This window comes from Cytobacillus mangrovibacter (genome assembly GCF_042865275.1).
Classification (GTDB): domain Bacteria; phylum Bacillota; class Bacilli; order Bacillales; family Cytobacillaceae; genus Cytobacillus; species Cytobacillus mangrovibacter.
This window is the reverse complement of the sequence record NZ_JBIACJ010000001.1, coordinates 206195-228001: the sequence shown is the minus strand read 5'-3', so window position 1 is coordinate 228001 and position 21807 is coordinate 206195. Positions and strand designations below refer to the sequence as shown.

Below are 21807 nucleotides of genomic sequence, written 5' to 3'. Positions count from 1 at the left end.
TTATAATATATAGGAAAGATAGACTATTAGGAAATTTCGAAAGTTATATAACTTTTTCTAAAATGTTACTTGTATAACTGTCCTAACATATGCTGTTGAATTTCTTCATATTTCTTTTGTGCATTTTCCAATTCAAACTTGCTAGCATCTTGTAAAGGAACGACACGATAATTACGTATTCGATTTATTTTATATACATAGGTTGGATGGAAATCTGGGTTAGCTAAACTAATTTTGATTCCGTCCTTGTCAATCGTTTTTGTAACCTGAATGGTTGCCATTCCACCGATGTCTTTGTAATTTTTATTTTGACCTGAAATGAAGTTCCCTAAAGAATAGACGACAAGAGATTGGCTCCCATCTGCCGCATTCCGCCATTCCATCGGCTGCAGTACGTGAGGGTGATGTCCGAAAATGATATCCACTCCTTCGTCAACAAGGAACTGTGCTATTTCTTTCTGTTCAGCGGTAGGGAAACGCTGATATTCATTTCCCCAATGAATGCTCATGACAATAACATCTGCTTGTTTCTTTGCACGAGAAATTTCCTCTTTCATTGCTTCCTTATCTATCAAATTAACAAGATATTCTTTCCCTTTAGGGACTGGAATTCCATTCGTTCCATATGTGTAAGATAAATAAGCAATTTTAATCCCATTTTTATTCAATACTTGCAATTGTTGCTTATCAGTTATATTTCGATAGGTCCCAACATTTGGGAGGCCAATTTTATCCATATATTTAAGGGAAGCAATCAATCCTTTTTCGCCTTTATCAAGGGAATGGTTATTTGCGGTGGAGACGATGTCGACTCCAGCATCTATTAAAGCATCACCAACCTCTTGGGGACTATTGAATGTTGGGTAACTAGAAATTCCAATCTCATTACCACCAAGAATTGTTTCCTGATTGGCAAGTAAGAGGTCGGGCTTTTGAAGAGTTGGCTTTATGTGCTGGAACATGGGGATAAAGTTATAGCCGGTTTCTGTTTTCGCATCATTATATACCCAATCATGAATGAGAATATCACCAATTGCACCAAGTGTGATTGTTTCACTGAAGGATTTTGCTTCAACAAGTGTTTGCTTTGATTTATGTGCTTGAAAAGGCAATAGGACAAACTCTTTTACTTTCATTTCTTTATACATATGAATCATAAGATAGGAAGATAGGAAGACTAATGCTGTACATAGAAATAAAGAGAATAGGAGTGATTTCTTTCGTTTCATAGCTTGCTCCTTATTAGTTGGTTTTAATTTACTATAATATAAAAATAGGAATTTATCTCTATGATTTTCAAATTCCAATATTTTCTCATAGAAAAAGCGGCCACCCTTGGGCGCCGCTAAACGTATATTCTTGTTAATCAGCAATGTGTAGGGGGAGAAGAATCTTAAATGTGGACCCTTTTCCTTGGATACTGCTGATTAATATTTGACCCGAATGTTCTTCAATGATTTTCTTGCAAATGGGTAGTCCAATACCTGTACCAGTCTTTTTGGTTGTATAAAATGGCATAAACAAGTTTTTTAATGTTTCTTCTGTCATTCCACAGCCATTATCATTCATGATTATACATACAGAATGATCTTCTTCTTTTACGAGGAGATTAATTTGACCAGAAATTGGATCGCTGTTTGCTATAATTGCATCAATAGAATTTTTCAAGATATTGATGAATACTTGTTTCAATTGCAATCCTCCTGCTAAAACGGCAGGATTGCTGTCTGCTAGTGTAATATTTAAGACAATATTATGAAGCAAGGCTTCGCTTTCATATAATCGACCAATATCTTTGATCAATTTGTTTATAGAAACGATTTCCTTTTTATTCATTTGGGGTTTCGTTGCATTTAAGAATTCGAAGATGAGATCATTTGCCCTGTTTAATTCGTCTATGGCAATATCTGCATATTGTTCTTTTCCAATTTCGTATAAATGAGGTCTTAATAGTTGAAGAAATCCCTTTACGGTTGTTAATGGGTTTCTAATCTCATGGGCAATTCCAGCAGCAAGTGTGTTGATATGTTCTAAATATTGAAGGCTGTTAGCCTCTTTCCCCATTTCGATTGACTCTTTTTCAACTTCCATTCCCTTTTCCATTAATTGTGGATTTGGCTGGCTCATAATTAATCATCCTTACTATCCTAATTTCTTAAAAAGTGAAGTGAACAAGTGACAAGAAAAATTTCTTTTCTGTCTAATCTATGACGAAAAAAATCATTTAATGTTCAGTTATGTAATATTTTCACTGTAAGGAATAGAAAAAGGAAAAAATAAGACTTTCTTACTATAAGTATACAAGATTATTAATTGGTTATCAATAACGAACAATAATAACTTTAATTCGAACGTGAGAAAAGTCATATTTTAGTGAAATGAGGAGAACCCCTAAAAGCATTCATTTGCATCTGCTCACAACCGAGTATGTAAATGTCGGTCTGCTTCATTTCACTGCGCTGGTTATTACTTCGTACATAAAGGCTTATTCAATAAATCAGACCGACCATTTATTTTTCACATAGAGAAGACAAAAAAAAGCACAGCAGTAATGTCCGCTGTGCTTATATGTAATAATCTAACTAAAATTGAATTACAGCCATTTAATTTTTGGTTCATTTTTATTAATGATCCGCTGAATATTGGCTCGATGCCGGTAAATAACAAAAAAGGCTAGGATGGCACAGACAATGATGAGTGGAATATCCCAGACAATGAGTGAATAAATAACTGAAACTACTGCTGCAAGCATAGATGCAAGGGATACATATTTCGTAATGTATAAGCAAACAAAAAAGACAAGAACCATAATGAGAAACATAGGAAAGGCATAACCCAAAAGAATGCCTCCAGATGTAGCTACAGCTTTTCCACCTTTAAATCCTGCAAAAATGGGGTACATATGACCGATAACAGCAAAAACACCTGCAATGAGCGGATGCATATCAGGGCAGAAAATGATTGGAAGTAAAACTGCAATGGTTCCCTTTAAAATATCAGCAATTGTTACAGCCATCCCTGACTTTATACCTAAAGTTCGAAATGAATTTGTTCCACCTAAATTTCCGCTTCCATGTTCACGAATATCAATTCCATGGAAAACCTTCCCGACAATTAACCCAGATGGAATAGAGCCAATTAAATATGCTAGTACAATGATTATCCCGTATGTTACCATAAAAACTCTCCTTCTAACTTTGAATACCGTTATTATATTGTACCATGATGAAAACGAAAAACACCATGTCCAATCGTAATTAGTTGCCCAGAATGTGCAAATGCCGAATGGAATTATCTTGCTTTAAATTGAAACAATGAAACTTTCTATGCCCTATTTTCGTTTGTTAAGGGGGAAGCGGAAAATAGATTGCTAAATTACTTTTCATTTATCGCTTTTTTCGCTACGATAGTTTTAAGGAGGGAATGAAGAATGGCTCGTGTTGAATATCATAAATCAAATTCCCTTGCAAAAGGTTGGATCATTGCTGGACTTTTGATTGCTTGTTTATTAATTATTTCAAGTGTTTTTCTATTATTATATCCATTTGCATCTTCTGAGAAAGAATCTTATTTTAAAGGAGATAACCCCATTTTAATCGAAGGCAAACAGGCAGGAAATGCAATGATTGAAGGGGAGAGCATTTATATGCCCTACACCTTCTTGAAGGAGTATATAGATGATGCGATTACTTTTGACGAAAAATCCAATTCCATTATCATAACCACGAAAAATAAGGTTGTGCAAATGCCGTCAGAGTCTCTCACCTATTATGTGAATGAAGAGCCTGTTCAATTACATTTTTCTGTTTTTAAGGTGAAAGAAGGGGAAAAGTATGTAGCCATCGAACCAATATTGGCTTATTATCCAATTGAATATACGATTTTACCAGAAACAAATGCGATATCTATAAAAAAAGATGCTCAGGAAATCGTTCATGGAGTAGTGACGAATAAAAAAGTACACGAGGAAAAGCTTCGCTTACGAACGGACGCTGATTTACAATCTCCTTATACAGATCAAGCTTTGCAAGAAGAGAAATTGACGATCGAAGGGGAAAAGGGAGATTACTATTTTGTTAGAAAAGAAAATGGGAATGCTGGCTATTTAAAAAAGGATTTTGTTTCTGAGAACAGGAAGGAAACAATTACTATTACTCATAAAAAAGAAGAGGTTCATGTACCAAAAATCGAAGGTCCCATTCAACTGACTTGGGAGGCTGTTTACTCTAAAAATCCAGATACGGCCAAAATTCCTCAAATGCCTGGTGTTAATGTCATATCACCAACATGGTTTGAATTAGGGGATGAGACAGGAGCGATAAAGAATCTTGGTTCCCTAGATTTTGTAACTTGGGCGCAAAAGCAGGGCTATCAGGTTTGGGGATTGTTCTCTAATGCCTTTGATCCAGGGTTAACACATGAAGCTTTCAAAAACTTTGAAACTAGGCAGAAGATGATTCGTCAGCTCCTGCATTTTAGTCAAATATATCAATTGAATGGAATTAATCTTGATATTGAAAACGTGAATCAAGACGACGGTCCACTAATTACTCAATTTGTCCGCGAAGCAGTTCCTTATTTCCATGAGGCTGGTCTAACTGTTTCCATGGACATCACATTTATTGCTGGAGGCAATTGGTCTGCCTTTTATGAAAGAGATAAGCTTGCAAGTTTGGTAGATTATCTGATTGTTATGGCTTATGACGAGCATTGGGGATCGTCTCCGAATGCTGGAAGTGTCGCAAGCTTGCCATGGGTAGAAACAAACTTACAAAAGCTATTGGAAATTGTCCCGAATGACCATCTAATTTTAGGCGTTCCTTTATATGCTAGGCTATGGGAAGTGAAGGACACTGGTGAGGTTTCATCCCAAGCGCTATCGATGAGTAAAGTCCAGGAATGGCTGCAGAAAAATGGGTTAACACCTGTTTATGATGAAACAAGTGGACAAAATTATGCAGAGCTTTATTCAGCAGAAGAACAAGCAACATATAAAATCTGGCTAGAAGATGAATTGTCTCTAAGCAAACGGGCAGATATGGCCGTGAAATATGACTTAGCGGGTGTTGCTAGCTGGTCAAGATATTTTGCTAATGAATCTGCTTGGACGGCACTTTCTTTAGGTGAAGGACAGATAACAAAGAAGTAAGCTGGAATGTGATTAAATATATGAAATGAAAAAAGTGGTTTCCTATTAATGAGGAACCACTTTTTTTCATTTCATTCGTTCACTTTCTTACAGTCCAACCTCGATATGTTTAAACTCTTTTACATCAAATAGGCCAATATCAGTTAGCTTAAGTTCTGGAATAACAGGAAGGGCTAAGAATGATAAGGTAACAAAGGGATTAAATTCCATTGAGCAGCCAATTTTAATTAACGCTTGATTTAATTCTTTTAAGCGTTCATGTATGTTAGTTGCTGACTGATCTGACATTAGACCGGCAATTGGCAGTGGAAGGGAGGCAACTAGTTCACCATTTTGAACAACGACTAAACCGCCTTTCATTTCATTCGTTAAAGTAATGGCGTACACAATGTCTTCGTCAGATGTCCCAGCAGCAACAATATTATGAGAATCATGGGCAACGGTCGAAGCGATTGCTCCATTATTAATTCCAAGCCCCTTAATAATACCAAGTCCTATATTACCAGTCATTTTGTGTCGCTCAAGCACTGCAATTTTCAATAAATCCTTCTCTAGATTATATTGGAATCGCCCATTTAATGAATCAACTTTTTCAATTAGATGCTTCGTCACGATCATATTGGGGATGATTTTGATAATATTTGCTTTGCTTTCATTTGCTATTTTTATTTGTAATTGCTCCATTGAAATCGGGCGTAATTTAACACTGTCAGTGATGGCAGGGGATGGTGTTAATTTTGAAATAGAAGTGTTTGTGACCTTGCCGTTTTCAGCGACTAGCTTTCCGGATTTAAATACTTGGTCAATCTTGATTGTATGGAGATCATCTATGATTAAGAAATCCGCTTCATAGCCAGGAGCAATCGCCCCTTTTGTTCGTAAGCCGAAGCATTCTGCTGCATTCAATGTGGCGATTTGTATTGCTAGAAGTGGATCAAGTCCATCATTAATTGCTAGTTTAATATTATAGTCAATACTACCATCCTCAATTAACTCATCCAAATGCTTGTCATCTGTAACGAATAAACATCTTCTTGCATTATTTTCATTCACAGCTTGCAATAGAGCGAGTAAATCTTTTGCGGCTGAACCCTCGCGCAGCATGACATACATCCCTTTGCGCAGGCGTTCCAAAGCCTCATCAGCAGTTACACATTCATGATCTGTTCGGATCCCGGCAGCCATATAGACATTAATCCCATCAGCATCCACCCCAGCGGCATGTCCATCAATATGTTTTTCCTTGAAAAGTGCAGTAGTAAGTTTATGCAGCATCTTGTCGTCATTACGAAGGACAGAAGGGTAATCCATCACCTCGCCAAGCCCGATAACTCTTGGATGATTATACAGTGGCTCTAGCTGTGTATGATCAAGTATAGCTCCTGCATTTTCAAATGGAGTAGCCGGGACACAGGATGGCAGCATCATTAGGACATCAAGGGGAATTCCTTCTGAAGCATTCAGCATAAATTCAATGCCTTCCACTCCATTTACATTAGCAATCTCATGAGGGTCGGCAATGACAGTTGTTACGCCATGTGGCAGGACTACATTCGCAAACTCGGAAGGAGTCACCATTGCTGATTCAATATGGACATGGCCATCAATAAAGCCTGGTACAATATATTTCCTATTCGCATCAATCGTTTCGAAACCTTCGAAATCACCGATTCCTGCGAAAAAGCCATCGACAATGGCTATATCATCTACTAAAATCTCTCTAGTAAAAACATTGACAATTTGGGCATTTTTGATAACCAGATCAGCGGGCGTTCTTTTAGCTGCCACATCAATCCTTTTCTTTAATATTTCCATGGTTTGCTCCAATGAATATCCCTCTTTCATATAATTGGTTCTATAAAGATTTCCATTATCCCGCCGCAAATTCCTCCATCTTCATAAAAAAGACCTTTAGTTAGATCGACCAATTGTTTGGCAGGCTTGTTTGTTTGAATCACTTCAAAGGCTTTTTCAATGACTTCTGCCTCGCCGCAGCCTCCACCGATTGTCCCCTCAATTTCTCCAGTTGAGAAAATAATCATTTTGCTGCCCGTTTTTCGAGGTGTTGAACCTTTTGTGCGTATAATGGTTGCTATTGCGGCTTGACTACACCCGTTTTTTATTTCCATGGTCCGTTTCATCAAGAATAGCTGTTCCATTTGTTTGTCCCTTCACGAAACCCCATTTTCGCATATTTTCGAACTCCATTACTTAACGAGGCACCGGATTTTTGATTTTTTACTTTTAAAATTTCTGCCATAATACTTACAGCAATTTCGGCAGGAGTCTGTGCACCAATATCCAGTCCGACAGGGGTATACAGGTGATCAAAGCTTTCATTAGGAAAATCCCGTTTTAACTCCTCAAAAACGCCAGATATGCGTCTTCTGCTCCCAATCATGCCAATATAAGCTGCTTTTTCTTTCCGCATTAAAAGTGCTTGTAAACTGATAACGTCATATTTATGTCCTCTTGTTAGAAGAAGAATATATGTGTGATCTGTTAGTTCAGCTGTTTTAAAAAAATGCAGATAGGATTCACAGATGACTTCATCAACTTCAGGGAATCGGCTTCTATTGGCAAATTCCTTTCGATCGTCAATAACAGTGACATGAAATCCTAGCATTTTTCCCATTGAAGCAACTGGCTCACAAACATGACCAGCACCTGCTATGATAAGATGAATAGGGGCTGGAAAATATTCAGCGAAGCATTCCAATTCGTATTCGCTCCATGAAAATGTAAAGGTACCTGATCGTTTTCTTCTTCTTAATTTTTCACTGTTATTAATCAATTCTTGCTGTAAGGAAGAAGGGATGGGAGAATCGGAATAAAAATCTCCCTTAGGTGACAGTAGTGCTTTTTGTCCGATCCATTCAAGGTTGACACAGTCTGTAATGGTAAGCAGGAAGATTTCTTTCCGCTGGTTAGTTGCTTCCGTTAGTTTCAGAAATAAGCTGTGATTGATCATTTTATCACCTTGACGGCTCATTTTTTAAGTCTTTTAAGGCATTGAAGATTCTTTCTGGTGTTGCTGGGAGTTGGAAGATTCTGGCGCTAGTTGCGTCATAAATAGCGGACATGATCGCTGGAATAATCGGGATCATTACCACTTCACCAATTCCTTTTGCACCAAAAGGTCCTGATTGCTCCTCATCCTCGACTGGAAAAGTTTCGATGAAAGGTGTTTCGCGGATAGTAGGAATAATATAGTCAGTAAAATTTCTTGTTTTATGATAACCATCTTCAATGACTACGTCTTCATAAAGGGTATAGCCAATTCCCATGACAGCCCCGCCCTCAGCTTGACCTTCGAGCCCTTGAGGATTAATGACCTTTCCGGCATCAGGGATGGAGACAACTCGAAGGACATCGGTTTCCCCAGTTAATGTATCAACCTCTACCATGACAACATGTGTTAAATAGCCGTATAAATGATGCGGGGCACCACCAGAACCTTTAATTTCGCCCTTTTCCTTTGGTAAAAGGAAATGACCTTCCACTCGAGTTTTTTTATGGTGAAGGTAAAGATGATCATATATAGCTTGATAGGTTACAATTTTTTCATTTGCAGATAAGTAGCCTTGCTGTATTTTTACTTCTGCTAAAGGAACTTTCAAAATGTCGGCAGCCGCATTAGTAAGCAATTTGATCATGTGGGGAGCAGCAGTTGCCACGGCTCGGCCCCCTGTATAGGTTGAGCGGGATGCAGTTACAGTACCACTATCAAGTGTTTTGGCGGTATCTCCCTGAACGACTCTAATATTACTAATATCACAACAAAGCATTTCCGCTGCGACCTGTGCATAAGCAGTGCTGTTGCCCCCGCCAATTTCTTCACATCCGACAGCTACGAGAAATTGACCATTCGCCAAAAGCTCAATAGAGGCTGCTCCATAATCAGGCAAACCAATTCCCATTCCAATTCCATGGAAAGAGGTTGCTAAGGCAACACCTCTTTTTTTCCAAGGTTCACTAACTTCAGCTTTGTATTGCTCACGATTTTTCCAAAGATCGCAGTTTTCTGCGGTTTCAAGTGTTTTGTAAGTGCCCACACTTGTTTTAACGACATGGCCAATACTTGATATTTCTCCTTGGTGATAAACGTTTTTCTTGCGAATCTCAATGGGATCCATTCCAAGCTTCTCAGCAATCATATCGAGATGGGTTTCGATTCCAATACAGACTTGGTTGACACCAAAGCCTCGGAAAGCACCAGAAATGCCATTGTTTGTGTACACGCAAAATCCTTCAAGGTTTACGTTGGGGATTTTGTACGGACCACAGGAATGTTCAATGGCAAGGGCAATGACCGCTCCTCCAAGGGAGGCATAGGCACCAGTATCAGCAACAGCTCTTACTTCATTCGCGAGCAAGGTGCCGTCTTTATTTGCGGCAGTTCTCATTTGTACTTTGAAAGGATGTCTTTTTATTCCAGCAATTACTGATTCTTCACGGCTAAGATGAATTTTCACTGGACGTCCGTTCGTGTGCATGGCAAGGAGAGCAAGGTATATCTGAACAGTAATTTCATCTTTGCCCCCAAATGCACCTCCAATTGGGCTGGAGATCACTCTTATTCGTTCAGGATTGTAGGCGAGGGCACGAGCAATTTGCATTCGGTCACGATGGGCATATTGACCAGGGCAGCGGATTGTAATAAATTCATCCTTATCCATTATTCCCCAACCACCTTCTGTTTCAATGAAGGCATGCATTTGTCGTGGAGAATAAAAAGTGTTTTCAACTATAATTTCTGCTTCTTTAAATGCTTTCTCGGTATCGCCATTGATAATTTTCACATGGCTGTGAATATTGCCATTAGGGTGGAGTTTTGGTGCTGACGGGTTCATTGCTTGTTCCGCATCTGTGACAACCTCAAGTGGCTCATAATCAACTTCGATTAAATGAAGTGCTTGCTCGGCCACTTCCTGTGTTTCTGCTGCAACTAATGCAACAGCATCTCCTGTGCAGCGAACGATATCAGCGGCTAAAACAGGCTGATCGGGAATTTCGATCCCAAAGCCATTAAAGCCAGGGATATCTTCATGAGTAAGAACACAAATGACACCTGGCAGCAGCTTTGCTTTTTCGGTATTAATTCTGTTGATTTTTGCATAAGGGTACTTTGCACGAAGGACCTTCCCCCAAACCATATTATCAAAATGGTAGTCAGTCATGTATTTTAACTCACCGGTTACTTTCTCTGGTCCGTCAATTCGTTTGACTCTTTTGCCAACCCAGTTAAAGGCTTGTTTCATTTGCTTTCCCACCTCCTCATTAGTCGATAAAGACCACGCTCCAGTAGAGCACTAGACATATCGCGGCGATATCTCGCTGTTGCTCTCACATCGGTGATCGGCATGACTTCCTTCCATGCGACTTTAGCAATATTTTCGATGATGTCATCTGTTAATGGCTGTATTGTTAAGAGTGCTTCACATTTCTTGGCACGGATAATGGTAGGAGCAACAGATCCAAAGGCAATTTTCCCTTCTAGGCATTGGCGGTCCTTACCCATCTTCAATGAAATAGCTACATTAACAATTGAAATAGATTGGGCTTTTCGCGGACCAAGCTTTTGGAAGATTCCGATTTCATTATCAGCTTGTGGCTGAATAATAATATTTGTAATCATCTCATTCTGTTTAAGGATGGTTCTGCCTGGTCCAGTGAAGAACTGATTAATAGGGATAATTCTTGTTCCATTAACTGACTGGAGTTCAACAGCTGCATTAAGAACATATAAGGCTGGAATCGTGTCTCCAGCAGGGGAGGCCGTTCCAATATTTCCGCCAATGGTGCCCATATTTTGCATTTGAACTGCTCCAACCTCACGGGCTGCTTCAACGAGTACATCCGCTTTTTTTTGCAGTAGGGTAGAGCGACAAATATCAGAATGGGTGGTTAGTGGCCCAATATGGATTGCACCATCCTTTTCTGTTATATGGCGCAATTCTTTTATCCGATTAATATTAATCCAAGCCTCTGGAAGCCATTTTCCTTCCTTCATGCGAACAACTGCATCGGTTCCGCCTGCGATTAACCGAAGTTCGGTTCCTTCTGTTGAAAGAATTAAAAGGCACTCTTCTAAAGTGGAGGGGGAGATCATTTCAATCTCTGAAATTAGCATAATTAAACTCCTTTTATCATTTATATTGGTAGTGTTTCAATGCTTTTTGATAGTCTTCTGGTGTATTGATATTTAGATGGATGAGGGAATTGCTGATAGGAACCTCGATCACTTGGTTATCGTATTTTTGAAACAAATGACGTAGCCCTTTTGTCTCTTCTTTAATAGCAAGTAAATCATCCATTATTGTTGTAGATAATAGAAGGGGATGTCCTCTTTTTCCATCATATAAAGGAACAGCAATGACAGCAGTTCCCTTCTGAAGAGCTTCAATTAGTTGGAGAATGATTCTTGCATCAGTTGGCTGATCAACAGCAACAATTAGGACCATTTCTGTTTGTTTATCAACCGATAGAAGTCCTGCAACAATTGAAGAACATTTTCCTTCAAGATAATTATGATTATAAATGGATATAATTGGAAAGTGTTTAGCCATTCTAGAATAGATAATGGCGTCATGTCCAGTTACTACAATGATTTCCGATAGATTCGCATTTTTTAATTCTTGTATTTGGTGCTCGAATAATGTTTTTCCATGCCATGGGAGAAGTCCCTTTTGGCATCCCATTCGGGAGGATCTTCCGGCTGCAAGGAGAATAGCAGATACTCTCATTAAACTGAAAAAGTCTCCTTTTCACTTTGTTCTTTTTTTGCAGCGGTTTGAATCGCTTGAATAATTTTTGTATAGCCAGTGCAACGGCAGAGGTTTCCGCCGAGAGCTGTTTTTATCTCATTTACAGATGGGACATCATCCACTTCATTTAGAAATGCTTTAGCTGCTACGATAATTCCTGGTGTACAATAGCCGCATTGTGCCGCACCTTCAGCAACAAAAGATTCCTGAATAGCATCCATGCTAGCTGTCAGGCCGACACCTTCGCACGTAGTAATTTGCTGATTTTCTACCTGTCCAATGAGAATAAGACATGAGCATACGGCCTTTCCGTTTAGCAGAATTGTGCATGAACCACACTCACCTTTCCCACAGCACTCTTTACTGCCAGTCAATTTCAAGTCTTCTCTTAATACTTGAAGTAAAGTTTTCGTAGGGGGGCATGAAACAGAATATTGAGTGCCATTTACCTTAAGTTGAAGTTCTTTCATTTTTATTCCTCCTAAATCTGGAATGATGGATTCGGAAATTGTAAGAACGAGTCGAATAGAATAAAGATGCCATTGACATCTTTTGACGTTTTTCACGTAAATCATTGTTTAAAATAGATTTAAGATCGTTAGGAACAAAGGAGTTGATTTTTGAAGACATTCATTTTTTCTCTATTTAGTAGGTTTGATACTTGTTTTATTTAATATAGTGATAAGCAGGAGGCAAATATGTCTACTATTTCAACTCAATCCCATCATTCATTAAAAAAAGATCTAGCCAACTTATATAATCGTGTGAATCAAGATATTTATGGTGTCGGTGTGAAGAAGCAGCGGATTGAAACGTTGGATGATCGAGTCATTATCTTTGCACAGCATAAACGTGTACAGGCATTGAGAATGCTTAGTAAGAATTTTCAACACTTGACCATTTCAGTAGATTCGGCTTTAATAACGGAATTTAAATCATTATTTAAAGGTCAAATTGAAAGTACATTACAATTAAAAGTAAAAACGATTTTAAAAGATTATGATCCTTTTACAGAAGAAGCGTGTACTATTATTTATTTTGGTGAATATCTTAATAAAAAACATTCATGATCTCATAACTAAGTATGTAAATGTCGGTCTGCTTCATTTCAACTGCACGGGTTTTACTTCGTACATAAAGGCTTGTTCAATAAATCAGACCGACCATTTATTTTTTCACAAAAGAGTAATTTAGAGACGGATGTGCAGTGCGCATTTATCTTTAATCCAATATTGAAAGCGGTTGCGCTAGCTTTTGTTCATCGAAAGTTACTTGAAACTGCAGTAATAGACCATTCTAATGACTGGATGTTCTATTACTGCGGTTTTTTTATATATAAATTTATACAACGATTGGGGGTGAGTGGAAATTATAGCTGTATTCTTTGAAGAGCATAACCAAGAAAAAACCAGGGGGGTTGTCTTTGGAAAAGCTAAATTCTTGGAAAATAGGCACATTGGGGTTTCAGCATGTATTAGCGATGTATGCAGGTGCTGTAATCGTACCGTTAATTGTTGGACCTGCAATCGGGTTAAACGCACAGCAGCTTGCCTATTTAATATCTATTGACTTATTTACTTGTGGGATTGCAACCTTATTGCAAGTTATTGGTGGAAAGCACTTCGGTATTAAGTTGCCAGTCATACTAGGCTGCACCTTTACCGCAGTTGGCCCAATGATTGCGATTGGAAACATGCAAGGGATCACGGCTATTTACGGGGCAATTATTGCTTCTGGAATCATCGTTATGATTTTATCACAGTTTATGAGTAAGATAATGCGGTTCTTTCCTCCTATTGTAACAGGTTCGGTTGTAGCGATTATCGGAGTATCCTTAATCCCTGTTGCCATGAATAATGCGGCCGGTGGTCAAGGAGACCCTAGCTTTGGAAGTTTGGAAAATCTCTTTTTGGCCGTATTTACACTTGTATTAATTATTCTCATGAACCGCTTTTTCAAGGGATATATGAGGGCGATTTCTGTATTGCTCTCATTAATAATAGGGACGATCGTTGCCTATTTTATGGGCCTCGTCAGTTTTGCGGATGTATTCGATGCTTCGTGGTTCCATATGATTCAGCCTTTCTACTTCGGGTTTCCAACTTTTAATCTTTCTGCCATTTTAACAATGACCCTTGTAGCAATCGTTAGCATGATTGAATCAACGGGAGTGTTTCTAGCATTGGGAGATGTATGTGAGAGAAAGATAGATTCTAAGGATATTAAAAAGGGATTAAGAGCAGAGGGATTAGCAGTCGTGATTGGAGGAATATTCAATTCATTTCCATACACTTCTTTCTCACAGAATGTAGGGCTTGTTGCTCTAACAAAGGTGAAAACTAGAAATGTGGTCATTGCTGCTGGAGTGATTCTAATTATCCTAGGCTTATTGCCTAAAGTAGCGGCATTAACAACTATTATACCGATGGCTGTATTGGGTGGAGCGATGATTCCGATGTTCGGAATGGTTATCTCTTCAGGAATAAGAATGCTGTCAGCCGTAGATTTCTCTAAAAATGAAAATCTACTAATTGTTGCTTGCTCGATTGGAATTGGGCTTGGATCAGCAGTGGTGCCAGCTATTTTTGGAAGTCTACCAGATAGTATTCGTTTACTTGTTGAAAATGGGATTGTTATAGGAAGTTTAACAGCAATTTTATTAAATTTGGTATTTAATTATAAAGAAATTAATAGTAGTAATAGTGAGCAGCTTGAACAACTAAAAAGTGATCACTCTGTTGATGTGATCTGATAAATGTAGAAGCAAAACTAAATTAGTAGATGGAGGTTTTTATATGGATTTAATTTTGAAAAATGCAAATATCCCACAAGGGGATCGTCAGGTGTTAACAAACATTCTTGTCAATGATGGGAAGATCGTGGGCTATTCCAATGACATTAGCTTTTTAAACCCGGCAAAGGTGATTGATATAGGAGGAAAACTGGTTGTCCCAGGTTGTATTGATCCTCATACTCATTTCATGGATCCAGGATTTACTCATCGGGAAACATTTGCTACTGGAAGCCGTTCAGCCATTGCTGGTGGTTTAACAACAATTATTGATATGCCTTGCTGCAGTAAGCCTTCTGTTCGGGATGGCGATAGTTTTCAGAAGAAAATTGGTCCTATCCGCGACCAGGCTTATGTTGATTATTGCTTCTGGGGTGGGATGACTGGAGAAGATGCCAGAGAAGGCTGGCTTGACAACATTTATCCGCAGATTGATGAGGGTGTTGTCGCATTTAAAGTATATATGACACCTTCAGTTCCTACATTCCCACGTGTTTCTGATGCAGAAATGCTGGAAATTTTCAAAAATGTGGCAAAAACTGGCTTGCCAATTGGGGTTCATGCTGAAAACTATGATATTTGTACGTTTAACTCTAAGAAGCTAGAAAAAGAGGGACGCTTTGATGGACCTGCGTGGGCAGAAGCACGTTCTACTCTAGCAGAAAAAGTCGCCATTGAACTCATCATTAGTTTTGCCGAAGCAACAGATGCTCGTGTGCATGTTGTGCATATGACGACTAAGGAAGGTGCCGAACTTGTTAAGGCAGCGAAAAAACGCGGGGTTAAAGTAACTGCTGAGACTTGCCCGCACTATCTAGTACTTAATGCGAAGGATTCTATGTCTGAAAGAGGCTCTTTTGCCAAAATTGCACCGCCTTTACGTGGAAAAGAAGATAATGAGGCGCATTGGCAAGCTTTAGCAGATGGAACGATTGACTTTGTAGGCACTGATCACGCTCCATACGAAATTGCAACAGAAAAGGATTTTCCAGGGGCAACGATTTGGAATACGTTCCCAGGTATTCCTGGTGTAGAAACAATGGTACCGATTCTTGTTAGTGAAGGGCTGAATAAAGGACGTTTATCTCTTTCCCGTTTTGTAGAGGTGACAAGTCGAAATGCAGCAATCCATTATGGAATCTATCCGAAAAAAGGTTCGATGGAAATTGGCAGTGATGCTGACTTTACTGTAATTGACCTTCATAAGGAATATGTTGTTGACGAGCAGAAGACCGAGTCCATGGCCAAATATAATCCACTCCATGGAATGAAGTTAAAAGGAAAGCCAGTTCAAACAATTATTCGTGGAAATGTTGTTTATGAAGATGAAAAAGGGGTTGTCGGAACAGCGGGTTATGGACAATATGTACCTCGCCAAAGCATTCAGCGACTTGATAGGTCGTTTAAATATGAAAAATATGAAGCTGTAAAGGTAGAAACGAAAGAGACTGTTAAGCAAAATTAATTCCAGAAAGGATGATTCATTAGTGGAACTAAGAGGAAATAAGCATTGTATTGTGATTATTGATATGCTGAATGATTTTATCGATGAAAAAGGGGCGTTATGCTGTAAAAATGGGGTGAAAATTGTCCCGAAAATTAAAGAGCTAATTGATTTTGCACATGACAATCAAATTCAAGTCGTTCATGTCCAAGAGGCTCATCGGAAAAATGACCGTGATTTCCGGGTAAGACCAGTACATGCAATCAAGGGTACTTGGGGCTCTGAATTTATCCCGGAATTACAGCCTAATGAGGAAAAAGGAGATTATGTCGTTCAAAAAAGAAGACATAGTGCATTCAGCTTTACGGATTTTGATTTGTTTTTACGAGAAGAAGAGATTGATACAGTTGTATTAACTGGGGTTTGGACAAATGTTTGTGTGCGAAGCACGGCATCAGATGCCCTCTATCATGGCTATAATGTCATCTGTATTTCTGATGGAACAGCTTCTCAGGATGAGGATATGCATGTGTCTGGTCTTAGGGATATTAATATCTTCGGAGACATTTTCTCTACAGAAGAATATAAAGAAGCGGTCAAAAATAAATTCTCCCAAGATGAGAAGGTTGGCTGATTTCACGCAAGCAAGTGAAAGAAGGAAACGGATATTAGTGGGAATTACTGGAGCAAGCGGATCATTGTATGGGTATACATTGATCCGCGCTCTTCATCAATTAGGTGTTGAGACGCATGTAATTGCAACTGAGATGGGAGAAAAGGTGATGCAATTTGAATGCGGCGTAAAGATGGAGGAGCTTAAGGAGTTTGCCACGATTCACAGCAACGAAAACTTGTTTGCTTCAGTCGCAAGTGGTTCCTATTTAACAGACGGAATGGTGATTGTTCCTTGTTCAATGAATACGCTTGGAGCGATTGCGAATGGGGTTGGAGACACCCTATTAAGCAGGTCAGCAAGCGTTATTTTAAAAGAAAAGCGAAATTTCATCATTGTACCGAGAGAGGCACCCTTCAACTTAATCCATTTACGGAATATGACGAGTCTAGCAGAAACAGGTGCATGTATTATGCCAGCTTCCCCAGGCTTCTATCACAAACCAACAGAGATTTGGGAGCTTGCGAATTTCATGGTGGCTCGTATTCTCGATATGCTCGGTATCGATCACCGGCTGCTTGAAAGATGGGGTGAAAAAGCTTGAATCCAGTAACAATGAGAGCTTTATTAGATGATTGGGAAAATCGAGGATTATTATATCGCATTAAGAAGGAAGTAGACCCTTGCTTTGAGCTCGGAGCGGTTATTAACACGAAAAATGGGCAACAGCCCTTTCTATTTGAAAAAATAAAAGGGTATCAATCATCATTGGCCGCAGGGCTTGGTGGAGATAGGGAGCTGCTTGCAGACAGTATCGGTATTCCTTCTTCAGAACTGATTCCAAAAATTATCGAATCGATCGTTAATCCGATTCCGACTACTTTACGAGAAACGGGTCCTGTACAAGAAAATCTAGTAACTGGAGATTTTGATTTAGCTGATCTTTTTCCGATCCCAACTTATCATACTGAGGATTCTGGTGCCTATTATGTATCAGGAATTCTCGTTGTTAAGGATTTAACGGGAACGAAACGGTATACATCGATTAGAAGAATGCAATATTTAGGCGGGAATCGGACAAATATATTAATTACTTCACCAGAATTAATGGAGCAATATGCTCATTTTGAAAAAAAGGGAGAGTCAATGGAAATCGCTGTTATGTTTGGTGTTGTTCCAGCTGTAGTGCTAAGTTCACAAATAAGCACACATCTCTACCATACTGACAAACTGAATGTAGCAGGTGCTTTACTCGGACAATCCCTAGATGTTGTTCGTTGTAAAACGGTTGATCTAGATGTCCTTGCTGAAGCTGAAATTGTGTTCGAGGGTCATATGCTTCCTTTTGAAAGAGAAATGGAAGGTCCATTCGGTGAATTAGCAGGCTACTATGGTACACGTACTCCTCAGCCAATCGTAGAAATTTCAGCCGTTACTTACCGGAATCAAGCGATTAACCAGACGATTTTCCCCTCAAGCTATGAGGAGAGGCTTCCGATGGCACTCGTTCGTGAGGCAACGCTATTAAGTACTGTTCGGCAGGTTGTTCCGAATATTACTGGTGTACATATCCCTATGGGAGGTGTTGCCCGTTATCATGCAGTCATCCAAATAAACAAGAAAACAGAGGGGGATGGCAAGCAAGCTGCCCTTGCTGCCTTCGCCAGTGACAAAGACCTGAAGCATGTTGTTGTAGTAAATGATGATGTTGATATTTTCAATTCGGATGATGTTGAATGGGCAATTGCAACGAGAGTACAAGCATCAGAAGACATCTTCATTGTCCCCGGTGCAAAAGGATCACCACTTGAATCCTCGCATCATCTAAGAGGTGTCACCGATAAAATGGGGATTGACGCTACTTACCCGCTAGGCAAGGAAGAATTATTCAAAAGAACTTCCATCCCGATAGATATCAATCTAGAAGACTACTTATAGTGTCCACAAATAGTGTCAGGCACCGTTCGTGGACAAAATGCTTGATTTTGCACGTTCTTGGCGGACACTAATGGAGGGAGTTGGCAAAAAAAGTGAAAGCAATCGGTATGATTGAAACACGAGGATTGATTGCAGCGATTGAAGCACTGGATTCAATGGCAAAGGCTGCAAATGTTAATTTAGTAGATTTAAAAAGAGTTGGATCCGGACTAGTAACTGTCATTGTAGAAGGGGATGTAGCTGCAGTAACTTCAGCAGTTGAAGTTGGAAAAACTGCTCATATTAAAACGGGTGGGGAGCTTGTATCATCCAATGTTATTCCTCGGCCACATTCCGAATTGAGTAAGATTCTATAAAGGAGGTGAATAGCCAATGTCTGATTTTATGAAAAGTATTGTCCAGGAAGTAATGAAGCCTAGCCAGAAATCGAAAGTGAATCCTCTTTTTGGTAGGGAAACTAATTCTATTTATTCGAGATCAACAGTTCATACAACGAATGATAGTAAAGATATACAGACTATTCCAGGTGTTGACCGGCCCAATTATCAGCAGAAAAACAGGAAGAAGAGACTTGCAGTCATCGAAGAACAATCTCCTGCTCCAAAGCAAATAGAAAAAGCAATTCACCCAGCAAAAAATGTGTATTCACCGCCATCAAAAGGCTTCGACAAAAGCCCGCTAGCAAAGCTTCAAACCATGTCACTTGTTCAGGGGAATCATTCTAATAGCAATCAACAAGTCCATTCAGCAATTGGACAGGGTAAATTCAATCAAGAGAGTCAATGTATTGGCCAAACAAAGGATGGGGTCAAGGCATGGTTGTTTTCATACCTCCATCCTCATCTTCAATCCGCCTTTTCACGTTCACTAAAATCAAATGCGATCGGTGTGATTACTGCAGAAAAATGTACGGCTGGACAACTCTTTTTATTAAATGAAATGTTAAGAGAGTTTTCCACATTGAAATATTTCCTGACATGGGATAAGGAAAATACCCAAGGCTTCGTTCTAGAATTATATGAAGATAATCCAGACAGACTCACGAAATCGTTGAAAGCACTCTTCCAAAAATTATCCCAGAATGTATATAAACAAATACAAGTATTTAAGACTCAAGCGCCAAGTCCATGGCTGACTAAACAATTAGATTTAAAGACACATGTTGATGGTGTTGCAGTAATTGAGGGTATTGACTACTACTCAGCTATCTTATATTTAGATCGTTTCTTAAAAAAGTCCAATGAAGCAAACTTTAGCTATGTCTTGGAAAAAAACTATTTGCTTCTACATGGAAATTACGACATCGTTTCAAAAGTCTCTGAAGAATTACAGAGACAAGTGAAGAAGTAAATTTTCCGTTCGTAAAAGCCTAACTGTCGATAAAATTTGTGAAAAGTTTTAGTGAAAGGTGGGAAACGGATTGTATGCACTAGGATTAATTGAAACGGTTGGCTATTTAACAGCTGTTTCAGCTGCAGATGCCGCAGTAAAAGCGGCAGATGTGGAAATTGTCGGGATTGAAAAGGTGATCGGTGTGAATGGCTCACTCGGTGTAACCATCCATTTCAGCGGGGATGTTGCTGCTGTTAAATCAGCTGTCGACTCCGGAAAAGAAGCGGCTGAACGAGTGGGAAAAGTCATTTCCGCTCATGTTATTCCAAGAGCGCATAGTGAGGTAGCTGGAAAACTTCTGCCTATTTTTAAGCTAGAAAAGAAGCCTGCTGCACAAGAAGAAATAAATGAATAATTGACTAAGAATCATATATAGATGACCACTACAAGGAGGAAGAAAAATGGGTGAAGCATTAGGATTGATTGAAACAAAAGGGTTAGTCGGTGCTGTTGAGGCGGCAGATGCAATGGTTAAAGCAGCTAACGTGGAAATTTGCGGATATGAGAAGGTAGGCTTCGGTCTTGTGACAGTAATGGTACGGGGAGATGTCGGTGCGGTAAAGGCCGCAACAGATGCAGGAGCAGAAGCGGCAAGCCGAGTAGGTGAGCTTATTTCTGTACACGTTATTCCTAGACCCCATAGTGAAGTGGAAAGAGCTTTATTATCGAAAAAAGGTGAATAATAATGGCTATAGGAAAGCAGAGTGCAATGATGGATCACACTCTGCTGGAGCTTAGTCGCCGCAATGGCCACAGGAGCCAGCAAAAGCCTACTGTTCTCGCTCTAATTACTACTCATTTACTTGGATTGGAGTCAGGACTTTCTTATTTAAGAAGACTGAATGATGAAGAGGTAATCATTCGATTCTCTGCAGAGGAAGAGGTCCTAACCCAGTTCCCAATTTCAAACCTGATAAAGACCATTGGAAATGATGATTGGATTCCCCATCATTCGTTATCTGAGAGAATCCTTAATCAAGTGGATATTATTTTTATTCCTATTTTATCTTTTTCAATCGTATCAGATATTCTCTCATTTAATGAACAGAGGCCATTTGTACGGCTTATATTAAAGGCCTTATTAACAGGAAAGAAAGTGCTTGCTTTAAAAGCTGGAGCTGACCCTTATCATCCGCTTTGGCGGATAAATGGGTTAGATAAAAGCACAACTGAACTGAAAAGAAGTTTAAATAAACAAATGCTCCAGCTTAAATCCTTTGGGATCATTTTAATCGAAGAATCAGAACAGGTTCCTGTTCATCTAGATAATAAGAGAAAGAACACCATTATTACCGAAGCTACTATTCAATCAATCTATCAACTCAATCAATCCCAATTTATAATTTCGAATGAAACGATTATTACACCTCTTGCCAGGGATAAAGCGAAGGAACTGAATATCGAATTGATTTTTGAATAAGGGGACGATTTTTATGCAAATGGGTGTAGTCATTGGCCGGGTGACAGCAACGAAAAAAGATGAGAATCTAGTAGGATCCAAATTATTAATCACCCAACCAATCGGAATAGATGGAAATGTAATATCGAACCCGATCATTACCGTTGATACAGTAGGTGCTGGAATGGGAGAGAAAGTAATATTTGTTTCAGGGAGTATGGCTTCTAGAGCGATCAGAAACAAAGAGGCGCCCATAGATGCAGCAATTATTGGAATTATCGATAGTTTAGAAGGAACGACGTTAGGAGGGTAAA

Annotated in this window: 23 protein-coding genes; 13 read left to right on the top strand and 10 right to left on the bottom strand. The window is 39.1% G+C overall.

What is annotated here, in order from left to right:
- Window positions 1-65 precede the first annotated feature (65 nt).
- The 3 genes from ACFYKT_RS01155 to plsY all read right to left on the bottom strand — a co-directional run bounded on the left by ACFYKT_RS01155 (window position 66) and on the right by plsY (window position 3178).
- Window positions 66-1229: a CapA family protein gene (locus ACFYKT_RS01155; protein WP_389214235.1), complete on the bottom strand. Its 1164-nt coding sequence runs from the start codon at window positions 1227-1229 to the stop codon at window positions 66-68.
- A gap of 133 nt (window positions 1230-1362) precedes the next feature.
- The gene (locus ACFYKT_RS01150; protein WP_389214232.1) at window positions 1363-2127 is read right to left on the bottom strand and encodes an ATP-binding protein; all 765 of its coding nucleotides are present in this window, start codon (window positions 2125-2127) and stop codon (window positions 1363-1365) included.
- Window positions 2128-2593: 466 nt separating this feature from the next.
- Window positions 2594-3178, bottom strand: a complete 585-nt coding sequence (gene plsY, locus ACFYKT_RS01145) for a glycerol-3-phosphate 1-O-acyltransferase PlsY (protein WP_389214228.1) — start codon at window positions 3176-3178, stop codon at window positions 2594-2596.
- A gap of 252 nt (window positions 3179-3430) precedes the next feature.
- Here plsY and ACFYKT_RS01140 point away from each other — a divergent pair, with 252 nt between their 5' ends.
- Entirely contained in the window at window positions 3431-5149 is a 1719-nt protein-coding gene (locus ACFYKT_RS01140; protein ID WP_389214225.1) for a glycosyl hydrolase family 18 protein, read from the top strand.
- An 87-nt stretch (window positions 5150-5236) separates the two neighbouring features.
- Here the strand turns inward: ACFYKT_RS01140 and ade are convergent, their stop codons facing one another.
- Genes ade through ACFYKT_RS01105 form a run of 7 tightly spaced genes read right to left on the bottom strand, consistent with a single transcriptional unit; the run spans window position 5237 to window position 12386 of the window.
- Entirely contained in the window at window positions 5237-6964 is a 1728-nt protein-coding gene (gene ade, locus ACFYKT_RS01135) for an adenine deaminase (RefSeq protein WP_389215363.1), read from the bottom strand.
- Between the two features lie 26 nt (window positions 6965-6990).
- Window positions 6991-7308, bottom strand: a complete 318-nt coding sequence (locus ACFYKT_RS01130) for an XdhC family protein (protein WP_389214222.1) — start codon at window positions 7306-7308, stop codon at window positions 6991-6993.
- Window positions 7290-8141, bottom strand: a complete 852-nt coding sequence (locus ACFYKT_RS01125; protein WP_389214220.1) for an XdhC family protein — start codon at window positions 8139-8141, stop codon at window positions 7290-7292. The genes ACFYKT_RS01130 and ACFYKT_RS01125 overlap by 19 nt, the downstream gene beginning before the upstream one ends.
- Window positions 8125-10410, bottom strand: coding sequence for a xanthine dehydrogenase family protein molybdopterin-binding subunit (locus tag ACFYKT_RS01120; protein ID WP_389214217.1), 2286 nt, complete (start codon window positions 10408-10410; stop codon window positions 8125-8127). The genes ACFYKT_RS01125 and ACFYKT_RS01120 overlap by 17 nt, the downstream gene beginning before the upstream one ends.
- Complete coding sequence (locus ACFYKT_RS01115) at window positions 10407-11282, bottom strand: FAD binding domain-containing protein (protein ID WP_389214215.1); 876 nt, start codon at window positions 11280-11282, stop codon at window positions 10407-10409. Before ACFYKT_RS01115 ends, ACFYKT_RS01120 begins: the two co-directional genes overlap by 4 nt.
- Window positions 11283-11298: 16 nt before the next feature.
- A complete protein-coding gene (locus ACFYKT_RS01110) occupies window positions 11299-11895 on the bottom strand; it encodes a nucleotidyltransferase family protein (RefSeq protein WP_389214212.1) in 597 nt (198 codons plus the stop codon).
- Window positions 11895-12386, bottom strand: a complete 492-nt coding sequence (locus tag ACFYKT_RS01105; RefSeq protein WP_389214209.1) for a (2Fe-2S)-binding protein — start codon at window positions 12384-12386, stop codon at window positions 11895-11897. Before ACFYKT_RS01105 ends, ACFYKT_RS01110 begins: the two co-directional genes overlap by 1 nt.
- Before the next feature lie 228 nt (window positions 12387-12614).
- On the opposite strand from ACFYKT_RS01105, the gene ACFYKT_RS01100 reads away from it, so the two are divergent.
- The 12 genes from ACFYKT_RS01100 to ACFYKT_RS01045 all read left to right on the top strand — a co-directional run bounded on the left by ACFYKT_RS01100 (window position 12615) and on the right by ACFYKT_RS01045 (window position 21806).
- Window positions 12615-12986 carry a Na-translocating system protein MpsC family protein gene (locus tag ACFYKT_RS01100; RefSeq protein WP_389214206.1) on the top strand — a complete coding sequence of 124 codons (372 nt, stop codon included), beginning with the start codon at window positions 12615-12617 and terminating at the stop codon, window positions 12984-12986.
- Window positions 12987-13339: 353 nt separating this feature from the next.
- Entirely contained in the window at window positions 13340-14668 is a 1329-nt protein-coding gene (locus ACFYKT_RS01095; RefSeq protein ID WP_389214203.1) for a nucleobase:cation symporter-2 family protein, read from the top strand.
- Window positions 14669-14711: 43 nt separating this feature from the next.
- Window positions 14712-16172 carry a dihydroorotase gene (locus ACFYKT_RS01090; protein WP_389214200.1) on the top strand — a complete coding sequence of 487 codons (1461 nt, stop codon included), beginning with the start codon at window positions 14712-14714 and terminating at the stop codon, window positions 16170-16172.
- A 22-nt stretch (window positions 16173-16194) separates the two neighbouring features.
- Entirely contained in the window at window positions 16195-16785 is a 591-nt protein-coding gene (locus ACFYKT_RS01085) for a cysteine hydrolase family protein (RefSeq protein ID WP_389214198.1), read from the top strand.
- Window positions 16778-17368 (top strand): UbiX family flavin prenyltransferase, encoded by a 591-nt coding sequence (locus ACFYKT_RS01080; protein WP_389214195.1) that lies wholly within the window; start codon window positions 16778-16780, stop codon window positions 17366-17368. The genes ACFYKT_RS01085 and ACFYKT_RS01080 overlap by 8 nt, the downstream gene beginning before the upstream one ends.
- Complete coding sequence (locus ACFYKT_RS01075; protein WP_389214192.1) at window positions 17365-18702, top strand: UbiD family decarboxylase; 1338 nt, start codon at window positions 17365-17367, stop codon at window positions 18700-18702. Before ACFYKT_RS01080 ends, ACFYKT_RS01075 begins: the two co-directional genes overlap by 4 nt.
- Window positions 18703-18794: 92 nt before the next feature.
- Complete coding sequence (locus ACFYKT_RS01070; protein ID WP_389214189.1) at window positions 18795-19058, top strand: BMC domain-containing protein; 264 nt, start codon at window positions 18795-18797, stop codon at window positions 19056-19058.
- Between the two features lie 16 nt (window positions 19059-19074).
- Window positions 19075-20052, top strand: a complete 978-nt coding sequence (locus ACFYKT_RS01065) for a hypothetical protein (RefSeq protein ID WP_389214186.1) — start codon at window positions 19075-19077, stop codon at window positions 20050-20052.
- A 70-nt stretch (window positions 20053-20122) separates the two neighbouring features.
- Entirely contained in the window at window positions 20123-20449 is a 327-nt protein-coding gene (locus ACFYKT_RS01060) for a BMC domain-containing protein (protein ID WP_389214183.1), read from the top strand.
- A 46-nt stretch (window positions 20450-20495) separates the two neighbouring features.
- Entirely contained in the window at window positions 20496-20777 is a 282-nt protein-coding gene (locus tag ACFYKT_RS01055) for a BMC domain-containing protein (RefSeq protein ID WP_389214180.1), read from the top strand.
- A gap of 2 nt (window positions 20778-20779) precedes the next feature.
- Window positions 20780-21514, top strand: a complete 735-nt coding sequence (locus ACFYKT_RS01050; RefSeq protein WP_389214178.1) for a hypothetical protein — start codon at window positions 20780-20782, stop codon at window positions 21512-21514.
- A 13-nt stretch (window positions 21515-21527) separates the two neighbouring features.
- Entirely contained in the window at window positions 21528-21806 is a 279-nt protein-coding gene (locus ACFYKT_RS01045; RefSeq protein ID WP_389214175.1) for a EutN/CcmL family microcompartment protein, read from the top strand.
- The last annotated feature ends 1 nt before the right edge of the window (window position 21807 follow it).

What these genes read in the sequence shown, in the direction of transcription:
- ade (WP_389215363.1), bottom strand. Translation starts at nt 6,964, where the DNA reads ATGGAAATATTAAAGAAAAGGATTGATGTGGCAGCTAAAAGAACGCCC.
- ACFYKT_RS01105 (WP_389214209.1), bottom strand. Translation starts at nt 12,386, where the DNA reads ATGAAAGAACTTCAACTTAAGGTAAATGGCACTCAATATTCTGTTTCA.
- ACFYKT_RS01150 (WP_389214232.1), bottom strand. Translation starts at nt 2,127, where the DNA reads ATGAGCCAGCCAAATCCACAATTAATGGAAAAGGGAATGGAAGTTGAA.
- ACFYKT_RS01115 (WP_389214215.1), bottom strand. Translation starts at nt 11,282, where the DNA reads ATGCTAATTTCAGAGATTGAAATGATCTCCCCCTCCACTTTAGAAGAG.
- ACFYKT_RS01125 (WP_389214220.1), bottom strand. Translation starts at nt 8,141, where the DNA reads ATGAGCCGTCAAGGTGATAAAATGATCAATCACAGCTTATTTCTGAAA.
- ACFYKT_RS01090 (WP_389214200.1), top strand. Translation starts at nt 14,712, where the DNA reads ATGGATTTAATTTTGAAAAATGCAAATATCCCACAAGGGGATCGTCAG.
- ACFYKT_RS01155 (WP_389214235.1), bottom strand. Translation starts at nt 1,229, where the DNA reads ATGAAACGAAAGAAATCACTCCTATTCTCTTTATTTCTATGTACAGCA.
- ACFYKT_RS01110 (WP_389214212.1), bottom strand. Translation starts at nt 11,895, where the DNA reads ATGAGAGTATCTGCTATTCTCCTTGCAGCCGGAAGATCCTCCCGAATG.
- ACFYKT_RS01050 (WP_389214178.1), top strand. Translation starts at nt 20,780, where the DNA reads ATGGCTATAGGAAAGCAGAGTGCAATGATGGATCACACTCTGCTGGAG.
- ACFYKT_RS01140 (WP_389214225.1), top strand. Translation starts at nt 3,431, where the DNA reads ATGGCTCGTGTTGAATATCATAAATCAAATTCCCTTGCAAAAGGTTGG.
- ACFYKT_RS01065 (WP_389214186.1), top strand. Translation starts at nt 19,075, where the DNA reads ATGTCTGATTTTATGAAAAGTATTGTCCAGGAAGTAATGAAGCCTAGC.
- ACFYKT_RS01100 (WP_389214206.1), top strand. Translation starts at nt 12,615, where the DNA reads ATGTCTACTATTTCAACTCAATCCCATCATTCATTAAAAAAAGATCTA.
- ACFYKT_RS01045 (WP_389214175.1), top strand. Translation starts at nt 21,528, where the DNA reads ATGCAAATGGGTGTAGTCATTGGCCGGGTGACAGCAACGAAAAAAGAT.
- ACFYKT_RS01055 (WP_389214180.1), top strand. Translation starts at nt 20,496, where the DNA reads ATGGGTGAAGCATTAGGATTGATTGAAACAAAAGGGTTAGTCGGTGCT.
- ACFYKT_RS01130 (WP_389214222.1), bottom strand. Translation starts at nt 7,308, where the DNA reads ATGGAACAGCTATTCTTGATGAAACGGACCATGGAAATAAAAAACGGG.
- plsY (WP_389214228.1), bottom strand. Translation starts at nt 3,178, where the DNA reads ATGGTAACATACGGGATAATCATTGTACTAGCATATTTAATTGGCTCT.
- ACFYKT_RS01120 (WP_389214217.1), bottom strand. Translation starts at nt 10,410, where the DNA reads ATGAAACAAGCCTTTAACTGGGTTGGCAAAAGAGTCAAACGAATTGAC.